We start from the raw sequence: 19640 nt of genomic DNA, 5'->3' as shown, positions 1-19640 counted from the left end.
TAGTTTTGGGGGATGCGTACTCTCGTTGTTGACCACCCCCTGGTCGCCCACAAGCTCACCGTCCTGCGGGACAAGAACACGCCGTCGCCGGTCTTCCGCCAGCTGACGGAAGAGCTGGTGACCCTGCTGGCCTACGAAGCCACGCGGGAGGTCCGCACGGAGCCCGTCACCATCGAAACCCCCGTCAGCACCACCATTGGCACGGCGTTCACCAAGCCCACCCCGCTGGTAGTCCCCATCCTGCGCGCAGGCCTGGGCATGCTGGAGGGCATGACCAAGCTGGTCCCCACCGCCGAGGTTGGCTTCCTGGGCATGGCCCGGGACGAGGAGACGCTGGACATCATCACCTACGCGGAGCGCCTGCCGGAGGACCTGACCGGCCGCCAGGTATTCGTCCTGGACCCCATGCTGGCCACCGGCGGCACTCTGCGCGAGGCCATCAAGTTCCTCTTCAAGCGGGGCGCGTCCGACGTCACCTGCATCTGCCTGCTGGCGGCCCCGGAGGGCCTGGCCAAGCTGGAGGAGGAACTGGGCGACGCGAACGTGCACATCGTCCTGGCCTCCATCGACGAGAAGCTCAACGAGAAGTCCTACATCGTTCCCGGCCTGGGCGATGCCGGCGACCGCCTGTACGGCATCGCAGGGTAGCCTTCCCCCTTTTCCGGCAGGATCACCGCCGCTAGCCTGTGCGGATGGACTGGAAACTCGAACTTGTCTTTGTCCCCGTGTCCGACGTCGACCGCGCCAAGGATTTCTACGTCAACAGGGTGGGCTTCAACGCCGACTATGACGAGCGGCCTTCGGACGACATCCGCTTTGTGCAGCTGACGCCGCCCGGATCCGCCTGCTCCATCTGTTTGGGGGAGGGGCTGGTGGACGCAACTCCGGGCACGGGGTCAAACCTGCAGCTGGTGGTGGACGACATCCAGGCCGCACACGACCACCTGAAGAACAACGGTGTGGACGTCAGTGATATCGAAGTGCTGCCGTGGGGCCACTTCGTGTACTTCGCCGATCCGGACGGCAACAAGTGGTCCGTCCAGTACATCCCGTGGCGGAACGCCGGGCCGGACGCAACCGAAAGCACCGCAATCACAGGCTCCGCAACCCCAACCACCGCGACCCTAACGTCCGCACCATAGGGCACTGCAGCTCAACCCGGGGTTAAGACAGCCTGGGGTTAAAACACCACTGCCCGCATCCGTTTGGATGCGGGCAGTGGTGATGCTGCAATGCTCTGTTGTGCCCCTGCCCAAGGCGTACGACGGCGGAGAGCAGGGACGCGCCGTCGGCCGCGGTCAATGCAGGGCAGGCTCCGCGGAGGGTGGTCCTTCGACGCGCAGCCGCAGGGGAGCGGTGCCTAGTACCAGTTGTGCGCCAGGTGGAAGTTGAGCGCACCGCACGGGGAGGCATAGCTCTTCTTGATGTAATCCAGGCCCCAGTTGATCTGGGTGCGGTAGTTGGTGAGGTAGTCCGCGCCGGAGCTGGCCATCTTCTCGGCCGGGAGGGATTGGACGATTCCGTACGCCCCGCTGCTGGGATTGGTGGCCGTGGTGGTCCAGTCGGATTCCTTGGTCCACAGGGTCTGCAGGCACTGCATCTGGTCCGGTCCCCAGCCGAATGTGGCCAGCTGGCTGGCGGCGTAGGCCTGGGCGCCAGCGGGGTCGTTGACCGCGACGGCGGGTGCCGGCTCAGGAGCCGGGGCGGGCTCGGGTGCAGGTGCCGGTGCAGGCGCTGGCGCGGCCGGCGCGGGGGCGGCGGGTGCCGGGGCCGCGGGAGCGGGCTCCGCCGCCTGGGGCGCCACTGCGATTGCGGCGGGAGCGGGGCTCTCCACCGGGTTGGAGCGGATCTCGCTCTTCTCGATGCTCATCTGGGCATCGGACGCTGCCTGGGTTGCCTGGGTCGATGACACCGGGGCCATGCTGCTGGTGGCCTGGCCGGCTGCGCCGACCCCAACCAGCACCGCGCAGGATACTGCGAGGATTCCGGCCCTGCGGCCGAGGGTGGTTTTCTTTGCCTGCTGCGTGGCCTTATGTTTAGCCTTGGCATGCAGGCGTGCTTCTGCCGTGTTTTTGGACATGATTGATCGCCTCTCACACCTGCGGAGTTAGCTGTCGGGTTCGGATGAGGGCATCCGGCCGTACGGAAAAATCACGTACTGGCTTAACCCCAAGGGCAATCATTGCCCGGGACGGTGGGTCCCCCGCCTCTGCCGTTGCTCAATCGGAAATCCGGGGAAGCGGCAGAGCTTGGCGTCAACCCGGGATATGCGGCCCGAACGGGGACCGCACCCAATCGACGGTACAGGAAGATTAAATGAAAGTCACATTTAGGTAACGGAAGTCACGGCCGGCAGCGCGTCGGGTTGTCTGACTGCGCCGGGAGTATCCCCGTAATGGACTGCCGGGCCCCCGGGCACCATTCACCCCGGGCACTCGCGTGCCAGAGCATCATGCAGCCCAAGGCCGGGTCCCCGGGGCGTCCTCCGCTAGTGGCCGGTCAGTTCGTAGACCGTAGTGCCGCCCATGATCTGCGACGTGAAATTGGCTGCCACCCACTCCGCGATCCGGGTGGCAGCGTCCGAACCGGTGGTGGAGCGCATGGCTCCGCCACCGATAAAGTAATGGATCTCTCCCCGGGCTACCAGGTCCTGGAACTGCGCCAACGTGGGGGAGGGGTCGGTGCCGTTGAAGCCGCCCACCGCCATGACCGGCAGCTCCGTTGCCAGTTGGTAACCTGCGGCGTTGTTGGAGCCCACCACGGCCGCGGCCCACGTGTAGCTTGAGGCGCTGCTCTTGAGCGCGGCGACCAGGTCAGCCGACGGCGTGGGGGCACCCAGGAGGCCACCCACGCCACCCCCGCGGCCACCCGCGAAGCCCGCGCCGCCCTGGGCGTTTGGCTGCCGGAAGCCCTGCCCCGCACTGCCCTGGTTGGTGTTCCCCTGTCCCGCAATACTTGAACCGCCGGTGCTGTTCGGGCCGGACCCGTTCCGGCTGTTCCGGACGCCGGCGGGAGCACCGCCCGGCCCAGCGCCGAAGCCGGCCGTGGGGCCGGCACTGACGATTGCCCCGCTGTGCGCTGTGGACGCCGTGGAGATGGAGTAGGCCAGCGGTCCGGCGAGCGACGCCGTGATGGCCAGGGCCGCCGTCGCCCGCTGCACCGAACGCATGCCCAGGAACTTGCTGAAGCCCGCTCCTGCTGCCCCGGCCAGCCCGCCTGCAAGGACCACCCAGCGCAGCCACGGACCGTAGGCCGAGGTGGTGCCCAGCAGGGAGAATGCCGTCAGGGCTGCCGCGGCCACTGCGGCCCCGAGCACGATTGCGGCGGCCGCCTGCTGCCTGTGCTGCCACAGCAGGACTGCGCCCAGGCCGGTCAGCCCGGCGATGCCCGGCGCCAGCGCCACGGCGTAGTAGGGGTGGATGATGCCCGCCATGAAGCTGAACACCAGGCCGGTCACCAGCACCCAGGAGCCCCAGACCAGCACGGACGCGCGCACCGGATCCGTCCGCGGTGCCCGCCGGCCGACCCACAGCAGGCCGGCCGCAAGGATCAGGGCGGAAGGCAGCAGCCAGGCGATCTGGCCACCGAACTCGTTGTTGAACATCCGGAACAGGCCCGGAACGCCCCAGCCGTTGCCGCCGCCCACGCTGCCCGTTTCGTCGCCCGTCAGCCTGCCCAGTCCGTTGTAGCCGAGGGTCAGCTCCAGGATGGAGTTGTCCTGCGAACCGCCGATGTAGGGCCGCATGCCGGCCGGCGTCAGCTGCACGGCCACGAGCCACCAGCCCGCGGAAACCACCATCGCCGCCCCGGCCGCGGCCAGCCGCAGCAGGCGCCGGCCCAGCCTGCCCGGCCCCGCAACCGCGTAGGCCACGGCAAAACCGGGAACCACCAGCAGGACCTGCAGTTGCTTGGCCAGGAACCCAAAGCCCAGGAACACCCCGGCCAGCAGGAACCAGCGCAACCGGTCCTCCTGGACCGCGCGGAGGACCGCGTACGCGGCCGCCGTCATGAGCAGCACCAGCAAGGCATCCGGGTTGTTGAACCGGAACATCAGCGTGGCAACCGGGGTGAGGGCCAACACCGCGGCTCCCAGCAAGCCCGCCCGGTGGGCAGTGGTGGCATCTCCGGTGGCATGCACCGCGGTCCGGCGCACGGACAGGTAGAGCAGCCAGGCGGCCGCTACGCCCATCAGCGCCTGCGGAACCAGGATGCTCCACGGGTTCAGCCCAAACAGCCGGACCGACAACCCCATGACCCACAGGGAGGCCGGCGGCTTGTCCACCGTGATGGAGTTGGCGGCGTCCGAGGAACCGAAGAACCAGGCCGTCCAGTCCTGCGAACCCGCCTGGGCCGCGGCGGAGTAGAAGGCGTTGGCCCAGCCGGACGCCCCGAGATTCCATAAGTACAGCGCCGCCGTGCCCGCCAGCACCGCTGCCAGTTCGAGGTTCCGCCGGCGGCCCAGGGGATCCCGGCTCCGGCTGCCGGGCCTGGTCCCCCGGGCCGTGGTGGCCCCGCCCCCTCCCGACGCATGATGCAGGCGGGCGCGCGTGGACCCGGTTGTTGGGCTTGAAGTCATGGAGCTGAAGTAGGGGCTGGCCATGGCGGGCTACTTGGCCAGGTCGTAGACAGTGGAATTGCCCACGGTCTGGGCCTGGAAGTTGGCCTGCACCCAGGCCGCCACCTCCGGGTTGCCGCCCCGGCCGCCCATCCCGCCACCCATGCCGCCGCCCTGGATGTAATATCCGATCTCACCCTTGGACACCATGTCCTGGAACTGGGCGAGCGTGGGGTATGGATCCCCGCCGTTCCAGCCGCCGAGCGCGATGACGTTGGTGTTCGTGGCAAGTTCCAGGCTTGCTGCCTGGCTGGCGCCGGAGACGATCGCGGACCACTTCGTGGTGGTGGAGGAGAGCAGCGCGGTCACTGCGGCATCGGCAGTTCCCTCACCGGGGCCGCCGGCCCCGCCGGGACCACCGGCGCCGTCGGCTGCGCCGCCCATTCCGTTTGCGGGGTCAAACCCGTTTGCGGGGTCAAACCTGTCGGTTCCGGTGGCGGCGTCCGTACCGCCGGTGCGGTCGCCGCGGAAACCAGCTGCCCGGTTCCCAAAGCCGCCTGCCGCCGAACCTGCAGGCCCCGACGTCGGAATGGAACCCGAATGCGCGGACGCTGCGGTGGCCACGGTCCAGGCACCCGCCCCGAGTCCTCCGGCCAGGAGGGATACGACGACGACGGCGGCAGCGCCCGCGCGCCGGAACCGTCCGGCGGTGCCGAGGCCGTCAACGCGGAGCAGCAGGCCGGCGGCGGCAAGGACGCCAAGGACGATGACGACGATGCGCAGCCAGGGGAGCCAGGACGCGTCGCGGCCCAGGAGGACAGCCGACCAGATGGAGGTGCCCAGGACCGTTGCGGCGAGGACAATCCTGGCAGGCCAGGACGCCCGGCCGCGCCAGAGTTCCACGGCACCGGTTCCCACCAGTGCCGCCATCGCCGGTGCCAGCGCCACAGAGTAGTAGGGGTGGACAATGCCGCTCATGAAGCTGAACACACCCGCGGTGACCAGGAGCCAGCCGCCCCACAGGATCAGCGACGCGCGGTCCATCGAGGTGCGGGCTTCCCGCCGGGTGAACCAGAGGCCGGCAACCAGCAGGACGAGGGCGGCGGGCAGCAGCCATGACACTTCGCCGCCAAAGCTCGTCCCGAACATCCGCAGCAGGCCAGCAGCCCCGCCGAATCCACTGTTGCCGCCGCCGAAACTGCCGCCGGGCCCGCCGGCCGCTCCGCCTGCTCCGCCGCCGGGCATGCCTTCACCCGAGCCGGTGATGCGGGCCAGGCCGTTGTAGCCGAAAGTCAGCTCCAGGAAGCTGTTGGTGGTGGACCCGGCCATATACGGGCGGGCTGAAGCCGGTGTCAGCTGGAAGAGGGCGATGTAGCTGCCGGCCACCACGATGATGCCTCCCAGTGCGCCCACGAGGTGTGCCAACCGGCGGCCGATCGGGGTAGGGGCGGCCCACAGGTAGGCCAGTCCCAGCGCCGGAACGACCAGGAAGCCCTGCAGCATCTTGGTGAGGAAAGCCAGTCCGATCACGGCTCCGGCCGCAACAAGCCACTTCCAGCCAGCCCGTTCGGTGGCCCGGATGGTGAAGTATGCCGCCAGCACCAGGCACAGGGTGAGCATGGCGTCGGGGTTGTTGAACTTGAACATGAGCGCAGCCACGGGCGTCAGCGCCAGCGCGGCGCCGGCCAGCAGGCCTGCGGCCGGTCCTGAGACCCTCTTGACCGCCAGGTAGAGGACGCCGACGGCGGCCACGCCCATGAGTGCCTCGGGCACCAGCATGCTGAGGGACGAGAATCCGAACATGCGGCCCGCCAGGGCTGGAATCCACAGTGCCGCCGGGGGCTTGTCCACCGTGATGGCGTTTCCGGCGTCGAGCGATCCGAAGAGGAACGCGGTCCAGTCCTTGGTGCCCGCCTGGATGGCGGCGGCGTAGAACGAGTTCCCGTAGCCGGTCGCTGCAAGGTTCCACAGGTACAGGACCGCCGTGGCCACCAGGAGCGCGGCGGCCGAGGGGCGCACCCAGCGCGGTTGGCTGCCGAACGCGTAGCGCGTCCAGCGCGGGGTGGGTTGTGGAGCTCCTGTGGCAGTGGCCGGCCCACCGGCGTTTGCGGGCAGCGGTGCGGCAGTTGAGCCGGCGCCTGCCGGTGAGATGGTGGAGGTCATGGTGCACCCGTTTCTGTGGAGGTGGTGGCGTGGGTTGTCTTGTTGGTGCCGGCTCCCCGGAAGACCCAGAGCCGGAACAGCAGGAACCGCACTGCCGTGGCCGCCAGGTTCGCCGCGACCACGGTGAGGACTTCCATCCACCGGTCGGGCGTCGTGGTCCGGTGGACCAGGGCGAGCGCCCCGGAGGTGAGCACCAGGCCGATGCCGAACACAATCAAACCCTCAAAATGGTGCCGGACCGGGTTTCCGCCCTGGATCCCGAACGTGAAGCGCCGATTGGCCCCGGTATTGGCCACGGCCGTGACCAGCAGGGCCAGGAAGTTGGCCAGCTGCGGATCCATGAAACCCCGGCAGAACAGGAAGATCAGCAGGTAGGCCAGCGTTGAGGCCGCGCCGATGGCGGCGAACCGGACCAGTTGGCCGAAGAGGCTGCTGCCGCGGGTCTGTTCGCCAGCCCGGGACGACGCCGGGAGCGGACCCCTGGCAAGGGCGGCGCGCAGTTCCGGAACCGGGATGCGGCCGTAGACCAGGTCCCTGGTGAGCCGGGCCATTCCGCGGACGTCGGCCAGCGCCGTGCGGACCACGTCCACGCTGGAGTCGGGATCGTCGACCCAGTCCACGGGAACTTCGTGGACGCGCAGGCCGCAGCGCTCAGCCAGGACCAGCAGCTCGGTGTCGAAGAACCAGGAATTGTCAACGGTGTAGGGGAGGATCTGCTGCGCGACGTCGGCCCGGATGGCCTTGAACCCGCACTGGGCGTCACTGAACCGGGCTGCCATCAGCGAGTGGAGCATCAGGTTGTAGCTGCGCGAGATGAACTCCCGCTTGGGTCCGCGGACAACCCGGGAGTTGCGGGTCAGCCGGGTGCCGATTGCAAGGTCGGAATGGCCGGAAATCAGGGGGGCCAGCAACGGGGGCAGGGCTGCCAGGTCGGTGGAAAGGTCCACATCCATGTAGGCCAGGACCGGCGACGGGGACGCGAGCCATACCTTGCGCAGCGCGTTCCCCCGGCCCTTCTCATCGAGGTGGACCACGGCGACCTCCGGGAACTCGCGGGCCAGCCGTTCGGCGATCGTCAGGGTCCCGTCCGTGCTGGCGTTGTCCGCCACGGTGATCCGGAAGCTGTGCGGAAAGGTGTCGCGCAGGTGTCCGTGGAGCCTGCGGAGGCATTCCTCAAGGTCGCGCTCCTCGTTGAAGACGGGGATGGTGACATCAAGGACGGGGACTGCGGTGCGGGTGTCCACGGGGGCGCGCCGTACGGCACGTCCCGGGGAGGGAAGGCCCGGCGGCGCCACCGCGGCGTCCTGCAGGGTTCCTGAAGTGTGGTCGGTGAGCGTCATGCATCAAGAGTGGCGCCGCCTGATTTGAAGGCTTTAGGCACAACCTGTGACGCGGCTGTGTAAGTCAGGACGCTTCAGGGCTGCGCGGGCCCGGCCGCCGGAAGGCGGACCGCGAACTCGGTCCTGCCCGGACGTGACACCAGTTCCACGGTGCCGCCGTGGGCCATGACAATCGATTCGACAATGGACAGACCCAGCCCTGAAGAACCCTCGGAGCCGGAACGGGCGGCATCGGCCCGGGTGAAGCGCGAGAAGATGCTGCCCTGGAATTCGGCCGGGATGCCGGGCCCGTCGTCGGCGACCGTGACCACCACACTGCCGTCGGCCGAGCGCATCACGCCGGTGGTCACGGTGGTCCCGGCCGGGGTGTGCTTGCGGGCGTTGGAGAGCAGGTTGGCCAGCACCTGGTGGAGCTGAGTGGTGTCCCCGCGGACCGTGACGGGTTCGTCGGGCAATTGCAGCTGCCACGCGTGGTCCGGGGCCATGACCTTTTCGTCGCTGACGGTTTCCACCACCAGCTGGGTCAGGTCCACGTCGGTGGCCTTGGTTGCCTTGCCCTCATCCAGCCGTGCCAGCAGCAGCAGGTCCTCCACCAGCGCGGTCATGCGCTCCGACTGGCTTTGAACCCGCCCCAGCGACTTCTGGCCGTCCTCGGTCAGGGGTTCGGTCATGCGCATCAGCTCGGTGTACCCGCGGATGGCGGTCAGCGGTGTTCGAAGTTCATGGGAGGCGTCGGCAACAAACTGGCGCACCTTCGTCTCACTCCGCTGGCGTGCTTCCAGCGCACTGGAGACGTTGTCCAGCATCAGGTTCAGGGCGTGGCCCACGCTGCCCACCTCGGTTGTGGGATGCGCCGCAGAGGGCGGCACGCGGACAGCGAGCGCAACCTCACCGGCGTCCAGGGGGAGCTTGGACACTTTGGTGGCGACGTCGGACAACTGTTCCAGCGGCCGCATGGTCCGGCGGATCAGGGCAGTGCCGGCCAGCCCGATCAGGACCAGGCCGCCCAGCGAAACCAGCACCATGGTCAGGACCAGCGAGGCCTCGGTGCTTTGTTTCGTTGCCAGTGGCAGGCCGGTGATCACCACGTCGCCGTATGGGGTTTCGGTTGCCATCAGCCGGTAGTCGCCGTTGGACAGCTCACGGTCCACCGGCATGCCGTCGTGGGGGAGTGCCTGCAGGGTGGCCGCGTCCCGGGGGGTCAGGGCTGTGCGGGTGGCGTCCGAGGAGAGGAAGCCCGCTTCCCGGCTGACCTGTCCGCCCACCACCCTTGCATTGAGCGTTCCCACGCTTTGTCCGCGTGCGTCGAGGGGGTCGGGACGGCCGGAGGGGTTGCCTTCCGGCGGCCGGCCGCGGGATGCCAGCTTCAGCTGGGCGTCCAGCTGGTTGGTGAGGACCACATCCATGGAGGCATAGCTGACCACGCCGATCGCACTGGAGATTGCCACCAGGAGGGCCATGGAGAGCAGGATCAGCCGGGTGCGGAGGTGCCAGGTTGAGGGGTTGAACCAGGAGCGGCCGGCAGGCCGGGGGACACCGGAAAGAGACACGCGTTTCCCCGTCTAGTCGGCGGGCTTGATGACGTAGCCCGCGCCACGCACGGTGTGGATCATCGGCGGATGGTTCGCTTCGATCTTCTTGCGCAGGTAGGAGATGTACAGTTCCACGATGTTTGCCTGGCCACCGAAATCGTAATCCCACACGTGGTCAAGGATCTGGGCTTTGCTGACCACGCGTTTTGGGTTTTCCATCAGGTAGCGGAGGAGTTCGAACTGGGTGGCCGTCAGCTGGATGTCGTCCCCGGCACGGGTGACTTCCCGGGTGTCCACGTTGAGCACCAGGTCGCCCACCACCAGCTCGGCGGTGTCCATGGCGGCCACCCCGGAACGCTGGACCAGGCGGTGCAGGCGGAGCAGGACTTCCTCCATGCTGAAGGGCTTGGTGACATAGTCGTCCCCGCCGGCTGCCAGCCCCACGATGCGGTCCTGGACGTCGTCCTTGGCCGTCAGGAAAAGCGCGGGGACCTCCGGCGCGAAGGCGCGGATCCTGCCCAGCAGCTCCACGCCGTCGAACCCTGGCAGCATGACATCGAGCACCAGGACGTCCGGGTGGAAGTCCTTGGCGAGCTTCACGGCAGTGGGCCCGTCGCCGGCCACGGCCACCGACCAGCCTGCCATGCGCAGGCCCATGCTCATCAGTTCCGACAGGCTGGGCTCGTCATCCACCACCAGGGCGCGGATCGGGGAACCGTCCGGATGGGTGAGCTGGGGAAGGTTGTTGGTCATGGGGTGCGGGGATGCCATGGGACAACTCTCCGATCTGTCGGTTTGCCGATGCTTTGACGTTGCTGTGTTCCGGCTGTGAGCTCCAGCCTAGCCACCTGTGACCCCGGCGAGGTGGCGGCTTGGCTGGGGCCCTGTCAGGTCACAGCCAGGCTTGGTCCGCCGCACAGCCCCTGCACAGCAAAGCGGCACAGCCTGTTGGGACAACAGGACCACCACTAACACCGACGACTTTTTGGAGAAAGCCATGGAACAGCAAGACAACGCCTACCCCGGGGCAGCAGGCCACAACGGCCAGGCGGACCCGTCCGCAGAAGGCCGAAAGCAGCCGGGCCAACCGGCCCCGGTGTGGGAAGGCGCGGCAGATGGTGCCGCCCGCGACGGTGCCGCGCAGGGCTGGAACGCCCCCGTTCCCGGTTCGCCTTCTGCAGCGTGGGGTACGACGACGGAGCAGGGCCGGGTGCCCGACTCCGGCATGGGATGGGGCGCACCCCGGCAGTACGCACCCACTGATTCGACCCGGGCAGGGAAAGGGAACTGGACCGCGAAGAAGGGCCTCCTGGTGGGTGGCATTGCGGTGGTGGTGGCAGCGGCAGCCGGTGCCGGCGCCTATGCTGCCGGAAACGGGAGCGGAACGGCTTCAGCGAACAATGCCCAGGGCGGCACGGGTGCCATGGGCCAGTTCGGCCCGGGGAGCCAGGGCGGCATGACCGGTCCGGACGGCCAAAGCAGCACGGGTGGCGGCATGGCAGGTGGCATGGACGGCGGCATGGGAATGGACGGCGGGCCTGGTGGCCTGGGGATGGGCTCGGCAGGGCTCAACGCAGCCGTCCACTCCGAATACGTTGTCCTCCAGGGCTCCAGCTACGTCACCATGGCGGGGCAGGCCGGCACCGTCACCGAGATCTCCGGCACGTCCATGACCGTAAAGAGTGAGGACGGGTTTTCCCGGACCTACGCCGTCGGATCAGACGTCCAGGTGACCCAGGGGATGCGGCAGCGGGGCGGAGGTTCCACCGGCACCACGCTCAGCCTCTCCAATGTGACCGCAGGCGCCAGCGTCCGGGTCACCGCCCTGAAGAATTCGGACACCTACACTGCCGAGACCATCCAGCTGGCCGCAGCCACCACCGCCACCACCCCCAGCCAGGGCACCAGCAGTAACTGACGGCGGCCTGAAACGATGTTGGACTGTCCTGCCTCCGGCTCAGCGGCACTCGCGGGCAAAAAAATCTGCTGGGGGCAGGACGCCGGTTGGACACGCCGCAGAGGTCCGGGCTGATTCCACGTCAAACGGTTGAATTTCGGACACATTCGGTAATCTGCGATATCAGCGAAGATTCTTCTGAAAAGCATCAAATTTCGGCCGCTTGCCGATTCGAGTGTCCCAAATCATCCCCGCTGCCGAAATAGTGACATGCAGCACAATTTCCGGATCTGTCTCACAATGCGGACGATTCGGTCCATTGTTACTTGCAAGTTGGCATTGTTACGCGGCACACTTCCAATGTGAACAAGAACTCAACAGCACCTGCAGCCGCAGAATATTGGCCCAGCACATCCGCTGCTGCCGACATGCGCTGTTGTCGAATGCACGCCTGACCTTCCCCACCCACTGAAGTTCTTAGGCATTCGCCCCCAAGCCCAGCGTCGGGCGTCCCTCCCCGGTCCGCGTGACGGGGAAACCAGCATTCGAGCCGCGGAGCCGGCCATTTCACATTGAGGTAAGCATTCATGTCAGTTGCATCCGGATACGTCCACATCTCTGTCCGTAACGCCGCCAAGACCGGCCAGGCCACCGGCCTCCGTCCCGGCTTCGGCCCGCGTCCCTCGCTTGCTCCCTCCGCATCCGGTAGCAGCTTCCCGGCCCAGGGCTTCGCCCCGCAGGGTTACAACCCGAATTCCTACGGCCAGCTTCGCGCCGTGCATCCCGCCGAGTCTGCTCCCGTTACTGCCCCTACCCCTGTGGTGCCAGGTGCAAACCAGGTCCGCCCGGTAGCCAACGACAACGTTGCCCGCGGGTTCGTCCTCTACATGGGCATCGATGAGGAGACCGCGGCGGCAGCAGGCACCTCCATCGCCAAGCTTGCGCAGGAAATCCGCGCCTACGCCCAGTCGCTTGTCTCCGGTGCCGAAAGCTACGCAGCCGTGGCGGTCGCGCCGGCCGGCACTCCCGGTTCCGCGCTCGACGTCGTCCGCTCCACCTTTGGCGACCCCACGGTCAACTCCCGCCAGCGCACCGAAACCCCGCGCCCTGCCCAGCCGCAGGAACCGCGTCCCTCCGGTGTGCTCATCGACCTCGCCCGCCGCGAAGTCCACCTCGACGGCGAATCCCTGAACCTGACGTTCAAGGAGTTTGAGCTCCTGAACTACCTCGTCGAAAATGGCACCCGCACCGTGGGCCGTGACGAGCTCCTCGAGGGGCTGTGGCGCAACGCCGAAGAAGTGCCCAACGAGCGCACCATCGACGTCCACATCCGCCGCCTCCGCTCCAAGCTCGGCCGCCTCGCCAACACGGTCCGCACCGTCCGCGGCCAGGGCTACCGGTTCTACGAGCACCCGGAGGTTGTTGTCTGGGCCGCTCCGGAGTACTCGATCTAGGAACTCCCTTTCTTTCGCGCGCGAAGGCGACCTGTTCCCGTGGAACTGGTCGCCTTCGCTCGTGTCACTGTGGGCATGCTTTTGATGTCCCGTTTGTAGCTGCGCCCTGAATTCGCGGGCTTTGTCTCATTGCACGCCCATGAAAGCGTGCTCTGCGTGACGCTGCTTCTGGTGGTTCCCGCCAGCTAGGCTTGGGCCATGAGTTCGCACCACGTTCGACGCCTCGTGATCATGCGCCATGCCAAGGCTGACTGGCCAGGCGGCGTGGCTGACCACGAGCGGCCGCTTGAGGAACGCGGACACCGGGAGGCGCCGCTGGCCGGGCGCTGGCTGCTCAACCACAACATCGTCCCGGACTTCATTCTGTGCTCCAGTGCCCTGCGCACCCGGCAAACCTGCACCTGGGTGTGCTCCGAACTCGGCGACAAGGCCCCCACGCCCAAACTCGAAGACGACCTGTACGCGGCATCGGCGCTGCGGATGCTGACAGTGGTCAACCATGTGCCGGACACCGTGACCACACTGATGCTGATCGCGCATCTGCCGGGCGTACAGGACCTGGCCATGCACCTCGCCTCGCGGGATTCCGACCACGACGCCTACATGGACGCCGCCACCCGTTTCCCCACCAATGCCCTCACCGTCCTGGAGACGGAGAAACCGTGGGCGGAACTCGACGGCCAGGACGCCCGGATTACCCGGTTCGCGGTGCCCCGGGCCCACTAGCTGCAGCTCCACTGCCGGCAATCCCGCGCAGCAGCGCGGCCACGTGCCTGATGCCCGGGCTGGCCGTCATGGTCCTGCGATGGACCAGCCCCACCTGCCGGGCCTGGATGGGGTTGACTACAGGAACGGCCACCACGTCCGGAGGCAGTGCCGGCCGTCCCAGGCGGGGCACCAGCGCAACGGCCACCCCCTGCTCCACCAACGCAATGTGGGTCGCAAAATCGGGGTCGTAGATCCTGATGTCCGGGACCCGCCCAAGATCGGCGAAAATCCGCAGGAGCGCTTCATTGCAGATGGCGCCGTCGGGCGTACTGATCCAGCGTTCGTCCACCAGTTGTGCCGGCTCCACCTCCGCCTGGCGTGCGAGCGGATGACTGCTGTGCACCAGGACATCCGCCACGTCCTCGCAGAGCCATTCAAGCGTCAAGTGCTCCGGGATCACCAGCGGCACCGAGTTCCAGTTGTGCACCAGGCCCAGGTCCGCCTCGCCGTTGGCAACCCTCGCCACCGCCTCGCGCGGGTCCTCGGCGAGGACGGACAGGTCAAGCGCGGCCCCCGACTGCCCGATCCGCGCCAGCAGCGGGCCCACCAGCCCCCTGACGGCAGTGGAAAAGGAAACCACGCGGAGGCTGCCGGTGGGTTTGGCCGGATCCGCCAGGAGCGTGGACTCAAGCTCCTCGAGCTCGGCCAGGATGCGCCGGCCGTACGCCGCCAGGGCCAGCCCGCGCTCGGTCAGCAGGACGCCGCGGCCGCGGCGCTCCAGGACTGCGAAGCCGCCCTCCTTCTCCAGCTTCTTCACCTGCTGGGAAACGGCCGACGGGCTGAACCCCATCGCCTCCGCGGCGGCAATGACTGTGCCATGCTGCTCAATGGCCGCGAGGGCACGCAGCGACCCGATATCAATCATGAAGCAAAGGTACATGATTCAATGCTGAATTAGGCGCTGGTGCTTCATCCGCTGCTCTGCCACAGTAGGAGCGTGAACCTCCGTGATTCCCTCCTTGCCGTCGTCGTTGCCCTGCTGTGGGGCCTGAACTTCGTGGCCATTGACATCGGGCTCCACGCGGGCGGCCAAAATTTTCCCCCGCTGTTGTTCGTGGCCATGCGCTTTGTCCTGGTGGTTGTCCCGTGGATCTTCTTTGTGCGGAAACCCGCGGTGTCCTGGAAGGCCATCATCGGCGTGGGGCTGTTCATGAGTGCGGGCCAGTTCGGCCTCCTTTACCTGGCCATGGCGCTGGGCATGCCGGCGGGCCTCGCATCGCTGGTGCTGCAGGCACAGGTGCTGCTGACGGTCCTGCTCGCTGCGGTGTTCCTCGGTGAGCGGCCCAGCCGGCGCCAGCTGGCGGGGGTGGCGCTCGGCGTGGCCGGACTCGCCCTCGTGGCGGTGGGACGCAGCGCCGTGGCGCCGCTGCTCCCGCTGGTCATTGTCCTGGCCGCGGCCCTGTCCTGGGCCGCCGGGAACGTCATTGCCCGGAAGGCCAGGGCAGCTTCGGGCCTGGGGCTGGTGGTGTGGTCCGGCGCCGTGGTTCCGCTTCCGCTGGCAGCGCTGTCGGTGCTGGTGGACGGGCCGGGAACCTTCTGGGAGTCGCTGTCCTCTCTTCAGGCATCCACCATGCTCAGTGCCCTGTACACCGCTGTTTTCGCCTCACTGGTGGGCTACGGAATCTGGAACCGGCTGCTGGCCACCCACCCGTCGTCGGCCGTTGTTCCGTTCACCCTGCTGGTCCCGGTAGTGGGCATGAGCGCTGCGTGGCTGGTCCTCGCGGAGGTGCCGTCACCGACGGAGCTGGCGGGCGGAATGCTCCTGTTGGGCGGCGTGGCGACGGCGGTGCTCACCCGGGCCGGAGGGCGGCGTCAGCGGCGGGGGAGCGGGCCGTTGCCGGACCTGGGTGCCGGCCTGGGCGAAGGCGGGGCGGACGACGACGGCCGCCGGGCTGCGGAGGACGTCCCCCGGGCGGGGGTTCGGGGAGCCGACGTCCGCTGAGCGGCAGATCCTTGGGCGCCGGCTCCCTGGCCGCCTGTCCTGGGTGCGGCAGCGCGGGCGCCGCGCGCCGCCGTCGCGCCGGTCCGCTGTGAGGTCCCGCGCTGTGACGGGCCGCGCTGGGCCGCCTGCCGCGGCGCCTTCCTGCGCGCCGCAGCCGTCCGTCGCTGCCCCGGCCACAGGGCACCCAGGAAGAGGACCCCGAACGTGGCCACCAGGGCGCCCGCAGCGCCGATGAAGTAGTTGTCGGGATCGTCGGTAGGCAGCGGGGTGCCCAGGAAGGAGGACTGGCCGTCGAACGCCAGCTCCCACGTGCTGAGGAATGCCAGCGAAAAGCCAAGGGCGAGGGCGGTCCCGGAGCCGGCTGCAAACAGGGCAAAGCGGCGCCGCCTCGCCAGGACCTCGGCCACAGCGGCCAGGTAGGCCAGCCCCAGGACGCCCAGGAACGCGAGGAACACCGGCTCTGCGAGGGTCATGGCCGTGAGCACCAGCAGCCCTGCAGCAACGACGCCGCAGATCACCGCGAACTTTCCGCTCTTCCCCGTATGGCGCATGTGCTCCATCATCCCTGAGGAGCTGGCCCCTTCAGGACGTAGCCGCGCATGATGGCCATGATTGCTGCAACGCTTTGGTCACGGGTGCGCTCGGGGTTGTACGTCTGCCGGTCCAGGCCCACCACGAAGCACGCACCGAAGATGGCAGTTTCCAGGCTTCCCCTGGACACCGAATCGTCCACCGGGTAGGCCTCGGCCACTTTTTCCACGGCCTGGCCGATGACTTCCAGGAGCTCCCCGCGCAGGACAGAAAACGTGCCCTGCCATTCGCTGGGAATCCGCCAGTTTTCGCTGACCCACAGGCGCGCGAAGGACGGGTACTCCGCCATGAAGTCCATGGCCTGGCCGATCATCGCCTCCATGGCGAGCAGCGGGTCGCGGCCCGTTGCTCCGCCGTTGGCGGCCTCGAGCAGCCGCGCCTTGAGGATGTCCACGCCGTGCCGTAGGAGCTGCGCGATCAGCTCCGACTTGCTGCCGAAGTTGTAATAGACGGTGCCCTTGGAGACTCCGGCAGCTGCCGCGATCTCATCCACGGTGACGCTGGCGGCCCCGCGCTCGCCGATCAGCTCCATGGAGGCGTCGAAGAGCTTCTGGCGGGTGGCGTTGGTCCGGGCGGGCCGCAGCCCCTTGCCCGCGGATGTGGGTTCGGTGGTCATACCGCGATCTCCGGCTTCAGGGTCTTGAGTGTCCAGTACTTGTTCTTGCGCACCGCGAGCGTGGACATGGCCGCGCCCAGCACCGTGTAGCCCAGCAGGCCCACGAAGGTGGGGGCAATCATGGACAGGTCCCCGCCGTAGACCAGGTGCCGCATTCCGGTCACCACGTATCCCATGGGCAGGACCTGGTGCACCACATGCAGCGGCTCGGGGGTGGTCTGCCACGGGAACGTGCCCCCGGATGACACCAGCTGCAGGACCAGCAGGATGAGCACCACCAGCTTGCCGGGGGAGCCCAGCAGTGCCACGATGCCCTGGATGAGCGCGCTGAACGCCATGGCGGCGGCCAGCATCAGCAGCCACATCAGGACCGGGTGGGCGGGATTGAGCCCCAGCGCGAGGTCCGCCACCAGGGTCAACAGGGACGCCTGCACCACCGAGACCAGCAAGAAGGGCAGCCAGCCGCCCAGGGCGATCTTCCACGACGGTGCGTTGGAGGCCAGCGCCCGCTGTGTGATGGGGCGCATGGCCTGCACCAGCATGAAGATCCCGATCCACATGGCGAGGGTGAGGAAGAACGGTGCCAGTCCTGCGCCGTACGATCCGGCCTTGGCCTGCGAGACGTTGCTGACCGCCACGGGATCCGCCATCACCTGGGACAGGTTGCTCTTCTGCGCGTCGTCGGGGTTGGGAACCTGTCCGGCACCCTTGCCGATCTCATCGGAGAGGGTGCGCGAACCTGTGGCGGCCTGTCCCGCCCCGTCCGAGAGCTGGGCGGCCCCCGCATCAACCTTCCGCGCTCCGTCGGCAAGGCCGGCGGCGCCGTCGACGGCGGACTGCTCACCGGCTGCGAGCGCGGCGGCACCCGTGTGCAGCTGGTCAGCCCCTGCCGAGGCCTGTGCGATGGCACCCTTGAGTGCCGGCATCCCGGCTGCGAGCTGGGCTGCGCCGACACTCACGGCCTCGGATCCGGTGGCCAGCTGCTGGACCTGGGCAGCATCCGCCTGGATTTTGCCCTTCGCAGCAGCCATCGGGCTGGCCGCGGCGGTGGCATCGAAATCGGCCAGGACTTTGTCCGCCTGCGCCTGGGTGAGGACGCCTGACGCGACGAGCCTGCTGTTGGACTCCACCACGCGGTTGCGGAGGCCCTGGTCCACCGCCTCCAGCTGGGCCGCCACGTCCTGCACCTTGGTGTTCAGCTGTGCGTTCCCGGCGGCAACCTGGGCGGCGCCGGAAGCGAGGGTCTGGGTGTCTGTGGGCAGGGTGGCCGTCTTGTCCTTGAGGACTGCCAGGCCGCTGCTGAGCTGACCCGCGCCGTCGGTCAGCTGGTTGGCCCCGTCCCGCAGCTTCAGCTGGCCGGCGTACAACTGGTCCGCGCCGCTGCTCAGGGCTGCGGTCCCCTCGTGGAGGGTAACCGTTCCGTCCCGGAGCGTGGCTACGCCGTCGGCCAGCTGGGACGCGCCGTCCGCCGCCTGGACCATCTTGGAGTGGATGGTGCCGAACCCGGTGAGCAGCTGGTTGGCGGTTTCCTCGCCCACTTCCTTGGCCACCGTGGTGTGCACGGCAGTGGTCAGTTTGTCCACGATGGTGCTCAGGAGGTAATTGTTGGCATCGTTTGTGGTCACGTTCAGCATGGCCTGGCTGGCCGAGTCAAAGCTGCCGGGGGAGACCAGGTTGGCGGAGAAGTCCTTCGGGATCTTCAGCGCAAAAGCGTACTGGCCGCTGCTGACGCCGGCATCGGCTTCCGCTGAGCTTTCCACCGGCACCCAATGGAACACGTTGCCCTCCACCAGGCTGTCCGCCACCTTCGCCCCTGCCTCAAGGCGCGTACCATCGGCGTTGGTGGCGCCGGAGTCCTCCACCACCAGGGCAGCATCCAGGTTGTTGAGGTGGCCATAGGGATCCCAGTTGGCGTACAGGTAAACGGCGCCGTAGAGCAACGGGACCATGGTCAGCGCCAGGATGGTCAGCTTGGGCAGGAGCCCACCGGTCATGCGCTTCAGTTCGGAGCGGGCCAGCCGCAGGACAGTCACTTGGCAACCTCAGTTTCGAGTTTGGTTTCCTGGTTTTCCGCCTCACGGACGGTTTCCGCGGTCTCTGCTTCCCCGGTCTGTGCGGTGTGCTTGCCGGCGGGGGCAGGCTCGGGTGCGGCATTGCCGATCCCGGCCACCGGGCCGTTCCACGAGGCGGGGACGGCACTGACTGCCGCCACGACGGCGAGCGGCCGGCCGGCGTCGTACGCCAACTCCCGGAGGCGCGGCAGCCAGGTGAGCTCATCCGCACTGTGGCGGTCCGGCGAATCGACCACCAGCAGGTCCGTGCGGGGGTTGGCCAGCGCCAGCGCGGTCAGCAGTTCAAGCCGCCGCCCGGGTTCCAGCTGCTCGGTCCACAGGCCCGCGATGTCCTCGAAGCGGTTGACCTTGAGCCAGGGGCCGCTGAGCAACGCTCCCCGGTAGCGGCGGGGTATCAGGGCGAGGTCTTCGGTCACCAGGTCGCGGACGCTGAGGTGCTCCTCGGGTTCGTTGACACCCGGGGAATCCACCAGGGCTGCGGCCAGGCGGAGCTGCTTGGTGCGGGAACCGCCGTCCCAGCTGAGCTGCCCGGCGGCTGCCTTCATCCTGCCGCTGAGCAGCAGGGACAACGCCGTGCGCTGGTCCTGCCTGTCGCCGGTCACGAGCAGCAGTTCACCGCGCGCCACCCCCAGGGAGGTGGGGGGAAGCAGCGGGTCCCGGCGTCCTTTGGCCTGGAGCTGGTGTGCTGAGAGCAAGGATTGCCTTTCGCA

At 68.1% G+C, this 19640-nt stretch carries 16 protein-coding genes and 1 riboswitch; of the genes, 6 read left to right on the top strand and 10 right to left on the bottom strand.

Features of this window, described 5'->3' with window-relative positions; genetic code table 11:
• Positions 1–12: 12 nt before the first annotated feature.
• Both upp and PUN51_RS10790 read left to right on the top strand, forming a co-directional pair.
• On the top strand, positions 13–648 hold the full coding sequence (gene upp, locus PUN51_RS10795) for a uracil phosphoribosyltransferase (RefSeq protein WP_141158139.1): 636 nt from the start codon (positions 13–15) through the stop codon (positions 646–648).
• Between the two features lie 44 nt (positions 649–692).
• Complete coding sequence (locus tag PUN51_RS10790; RefSeq protein ID WP_224024899.1) at positions 693–1142, top strand: glyoxalase superfamily protein; 450 nt, start codon at positions 693–695, stop codon at positions 1140–1142.
• A gap of 218 nt (positions 1143–1360) precedes the next feature.
• Here the strand turns inward: PUN51_RS10790 and PUN51_RS10785 are convergent, their stop codons facing one another.
• The 6 genes from PUN51_RS10785 to PUN51_RS10760 all read right to left on the bottom strand — a co-directional run bounded on the left by PUN51_RS10785 (position 1361) and on the right by PUN51_RS10760 (position 10361).
• Positions 1361–2080: a hypothetical protein gene (locus PUN51_RS10785; protein WP_275180916.1), complete on the bottom strand. Its 720-nt coding sequence runs from the start codon at positions 2078–2080 to the stop codon at positions 1361–1363.
• A 5-nt stretch (positions 2081–2085) separates the two neighbouring features.
• Positions 2086–2247, bottom strand: a riboswitch (cyclic di-AMP (ydaO/yuaA leader).
• A gap of 241 nt (positions 2248–2488) precedes the next feature.
• Positions 2489–4600 (bottom strand): ArnT family glycosyltransferase, encoded by a 2112-nt coding sequence (locus PUN51_RS10780; RefSeq protein WP_275180915.1) that lies wholly within the window; start codon positions 4598–4600, stop codon positions 2489–2491.
• 6 nt (positions 4601–4606) lie between these two features.
• Positions 4607–6718, bottom strand: coding sequence for a glycosyltransferase family 39 protein (locus PUN51_RS10775; RefSeq protein WP_275180914.1), 2112 nt, complete (start codon positions 6716–6718; stop codon positions 4607–4609).
• Positions 6715–8058, bottom strand: a complete 1344-nt coding sequence (locus PUN51_RS10770) for a glycosyltransferase (RefSeq protein WP_224024906.1) — start codon at positions 8056–8058, stop codon at positions 6715–6717. Before PUN51_RS10770 ends, PUN51_RS10775 begins: the two co-directional genes overlap by 4 nt.
• A gap of 74 nt (positions 8059–8132) precedes the next feature.
• Positions 8133–9608 (bottom strand): sensor histidine kinase, encoded by a 1476-nt coding sequence (locus PUN51_RS10765; RefSeq protein ID WP_275180913.1) that lies wholly within the window; start codon positions 9606–9608, stop codon positions 8133–8135.
• A gap of 12 nt (positions 9609–9620) precedes the next feature.
• The gene (locus PUN51_RS10760; protein WP_159632959.1) at positions 9621–10361 is read right to left on the bottom strand and encodes a response regulator transcription factor; all 741 of its coding nucleotides are present in this window, start codon (positions 10359–10361) and stop codon (positions 9621–9623) included.
• A gap of 226 nt (positions 10362–10587) precedes the next feature.
• Here PUN51_RS10760 and PUN51_RS10755 point away from each other — a divergent pair, with 226 nt between their 5' ends.
• From PUN51_RS10755 to PUN51_RS10745, 3 genes are all read left to right on the top strand, one after another.
• The gene (locus PUN51_RS10755) at positions 10588–11508 is read left to right on the top strand and encodes a hypothetical protein (RefSeq protein ID WP_275180912.1); all 921 of its coding nucleotides are present in this window, start codon (positions 10588–10590) and stop codon (positions 11506–11508) included.
• A 566-nt stretch (positions 11509–12074) separates the two neighbouring features.
• Positions 12075–12941 carry a winged helix-turn-helix domain-containing protein gene (locus PUN51_RS10750; RefSeq protein ID WP_275180911.1) on the top strand — a complete coding sequence of 289 codons (867 nt, stop codon included), beginning with the start codon at positions 12075–12077 and terminating at the stop codon, positions 12939–12941.
• A gap of 198 nt (positions 12942–13139) precedes the next feature.
• Positions 13140–13667, top strand: a complete 528-nt coding sequence (locus tag PUN51_RS10745; protein ID WP_275180910.1) for a SixA phosphatase family protein — start codon at positions 13140–13142, stop codon at positions 13665–13667.
• Here PUN51_RS10745 and PUN51_RS10740 read toward each other — a convergent pair.
• Positions 13636–14574: a LysR family transcriptional regulator gene (locus PUN51_RS10740; protein ID WP_159632953.1), complete on the bottom strand. Its 939-nt coding sequence runs from the start codon at positions 14572–14574 to the stop codon at positions 13636–13638. The genes PUN51_RS10745 and PUN51_RS10740 overlap by 32 nt on opposite strands.
• Positions 14575–14646: 72 nt before the next feature.
• On the opposite strand from PUN51_RS10740, the gene PUN51_RS10735 reads away from it, so the two are divergent.
• Positions 14647–15651, top strand: coding sequence for an EamA family transporter (locus tag PUN51_RS10735; protein WP_275180909.1), 1005 nt, complete (start codon positions 14647–14649; stop codon positions 15649–15651).
• A gap of 559 nt (positions 15652–16210) precedes the next feature.
• On the opposite strand, the gene PUN51_RS10730 is transcribed toward PUN51_RS10735, so the two are convergent.
• From PUN51_RS10730 to PUN51_RS10720, 3 genes are read right to left on the bottom strand one after another with little or no spacing between them, the layout of a single operon-like run.
• The gene (locus PUN51_RS10730; protein ID WP_224024916.1) at positions 16211–16858 is read right to left on the bottom strand and encodes a TetR/AcrR family transcriptional regulator; all 648 of its coding nucleotides are present in this window, start codon (positions 16856–16858) and stop codon (positions 16211–16213) included.
• Entirely contained in the window at positions 16855–18891 is a 2037-nt protein-coding gene (locus PUN51_RS10725) for a YhgE/Pip domain-containing protein (RefSeq protein WP_275180908.1), read from the bottom strand. The genes PUN51_RS10730 and PUN51_RS10725 overlap by 4 nt, the downstream gene beginning before the upstream one ends.
• Positions 18888–19625 (bottom strand): ABC transporter ATP-binding protein, encoded by a 738-nt coding sequence (locus tag PUN51_RS10720; protein ID WP_275180907.1) that lies wholly within the window; start codon positions 19623–19625, stop codon positions 18888–18890. The genes PUN51_RS10725 and PUN51_RS10720 overlap by 4 nt, the downstream gene beginning before the upstream one ends.
• Positions 19626–19640: the final 15 nt, after the last annotated feature.

Origin of the sequence: Arthrobacter sp. NQ4, assembly GCF_029077345.1 — a bacterium.
In the GTDB taxonomy this organism is placed as follows: Bacteria; Actinomycetota; Actinomycetes; order Actinomycetales; family Micrococcaceae; genus Arthrobacter.
The sequence above is the reverse complement of the archived record's forward strand: the minus strand, read 5'-3'. Positions and strand labels throughout refer to the sequence as shown.

What these genes read in the sequence shown, in the direction of transcription:
- PUN51_RS10780 (WP_275180915.1), bottom strand. Translation starts at nt 4,600, where the DNA reads ATGGCCAGCCCCTACTTCAGCTCCATGACTTCAAGCCCAACAACCGGG.
- PUN51_RS10785 (WP_275180916.1), bottom strand. Translation starts at nt 2,080, where the DNA reads ATGTCCAAAAACACGGCAGAAGCACGCCTGCATGCCAAGGCTAAACAT.
- PUN51_RS10740 (WP_159632953.1), bottom strand. Translation starts at nt 14,574, where the DNA reads ATGATTGATATCGGGTCGCTGCGTGCCCTCGCGGCCATTGAGCAGCAT.
- PUN51_RS10770 (WP_224024906.1), bottom strand. Translation starts at nt 8,058, where the DNA reads ATGACGCTCACCGACCACACTTCAGGAACCCTGCAGGACGCCGCGGTG.
- PUN51_RS10760 (WP_159632959.1), bottom strand. Translation starts at nt 10,361, where the DNA reads ATGGCATCCCCGCACCCCATGACCAACAACCTTCCCCAGCTCACCCAT.
- upp (WP_141158139.1), top strand. Translation starts at nt 13, where the DNA reads ATGCGTACTCTCGTTGTTGACCACCCCCTGGTCGCCCACAAGCTCACC.
- PUN51_RS10750 (WP_275180911.1), top strand. Translation starts at nt 12,075, where the DNA reads ATGTCAGTTGCATCCGGATACGTCCACATCTCTGTCCGTAACGCCGCC.
- PUN51_RS10790 (WP_224024899.1), top strand. Translation starts at nt 693, where the DNA reads ATGGACTGGAAACTCGAACTTGTCTTTGTCCCCGTGTCCGACGTCGAC.
- PUN51_RS10745 (WP_275180910.1), top strand. Translation starts at nt 13,140, where the DNA reads ATGAGTTCGCACCACGTTCGACGCCTCGTGATCATGCGCCATGCCAAG.
- PUN51_RS10775 (WP_275180914.1), bottom strand. Translation starts at nt 6,718, where the DNA reads ATGACCTCCACCATCTCACCGGCAGGCGCCGGCTCAACTGCCGCACCG.
- PUN51_RS10730 (WP_224024916.1), bottom strand. Translation starts at nt 16,858, where the DNA reads ATGACCACCGAACCCACATCCGCGGGCAAGGGGCTGCGGCCCGCCCGG.
- PUN51_RS10755 (WP_275180912.1), top strand. Translation starts at nt 10,588, where the DNA reads ATGGAACAGCAAGACAACGCCTACCCCGGGGCAGCAGGCCACAACGGC.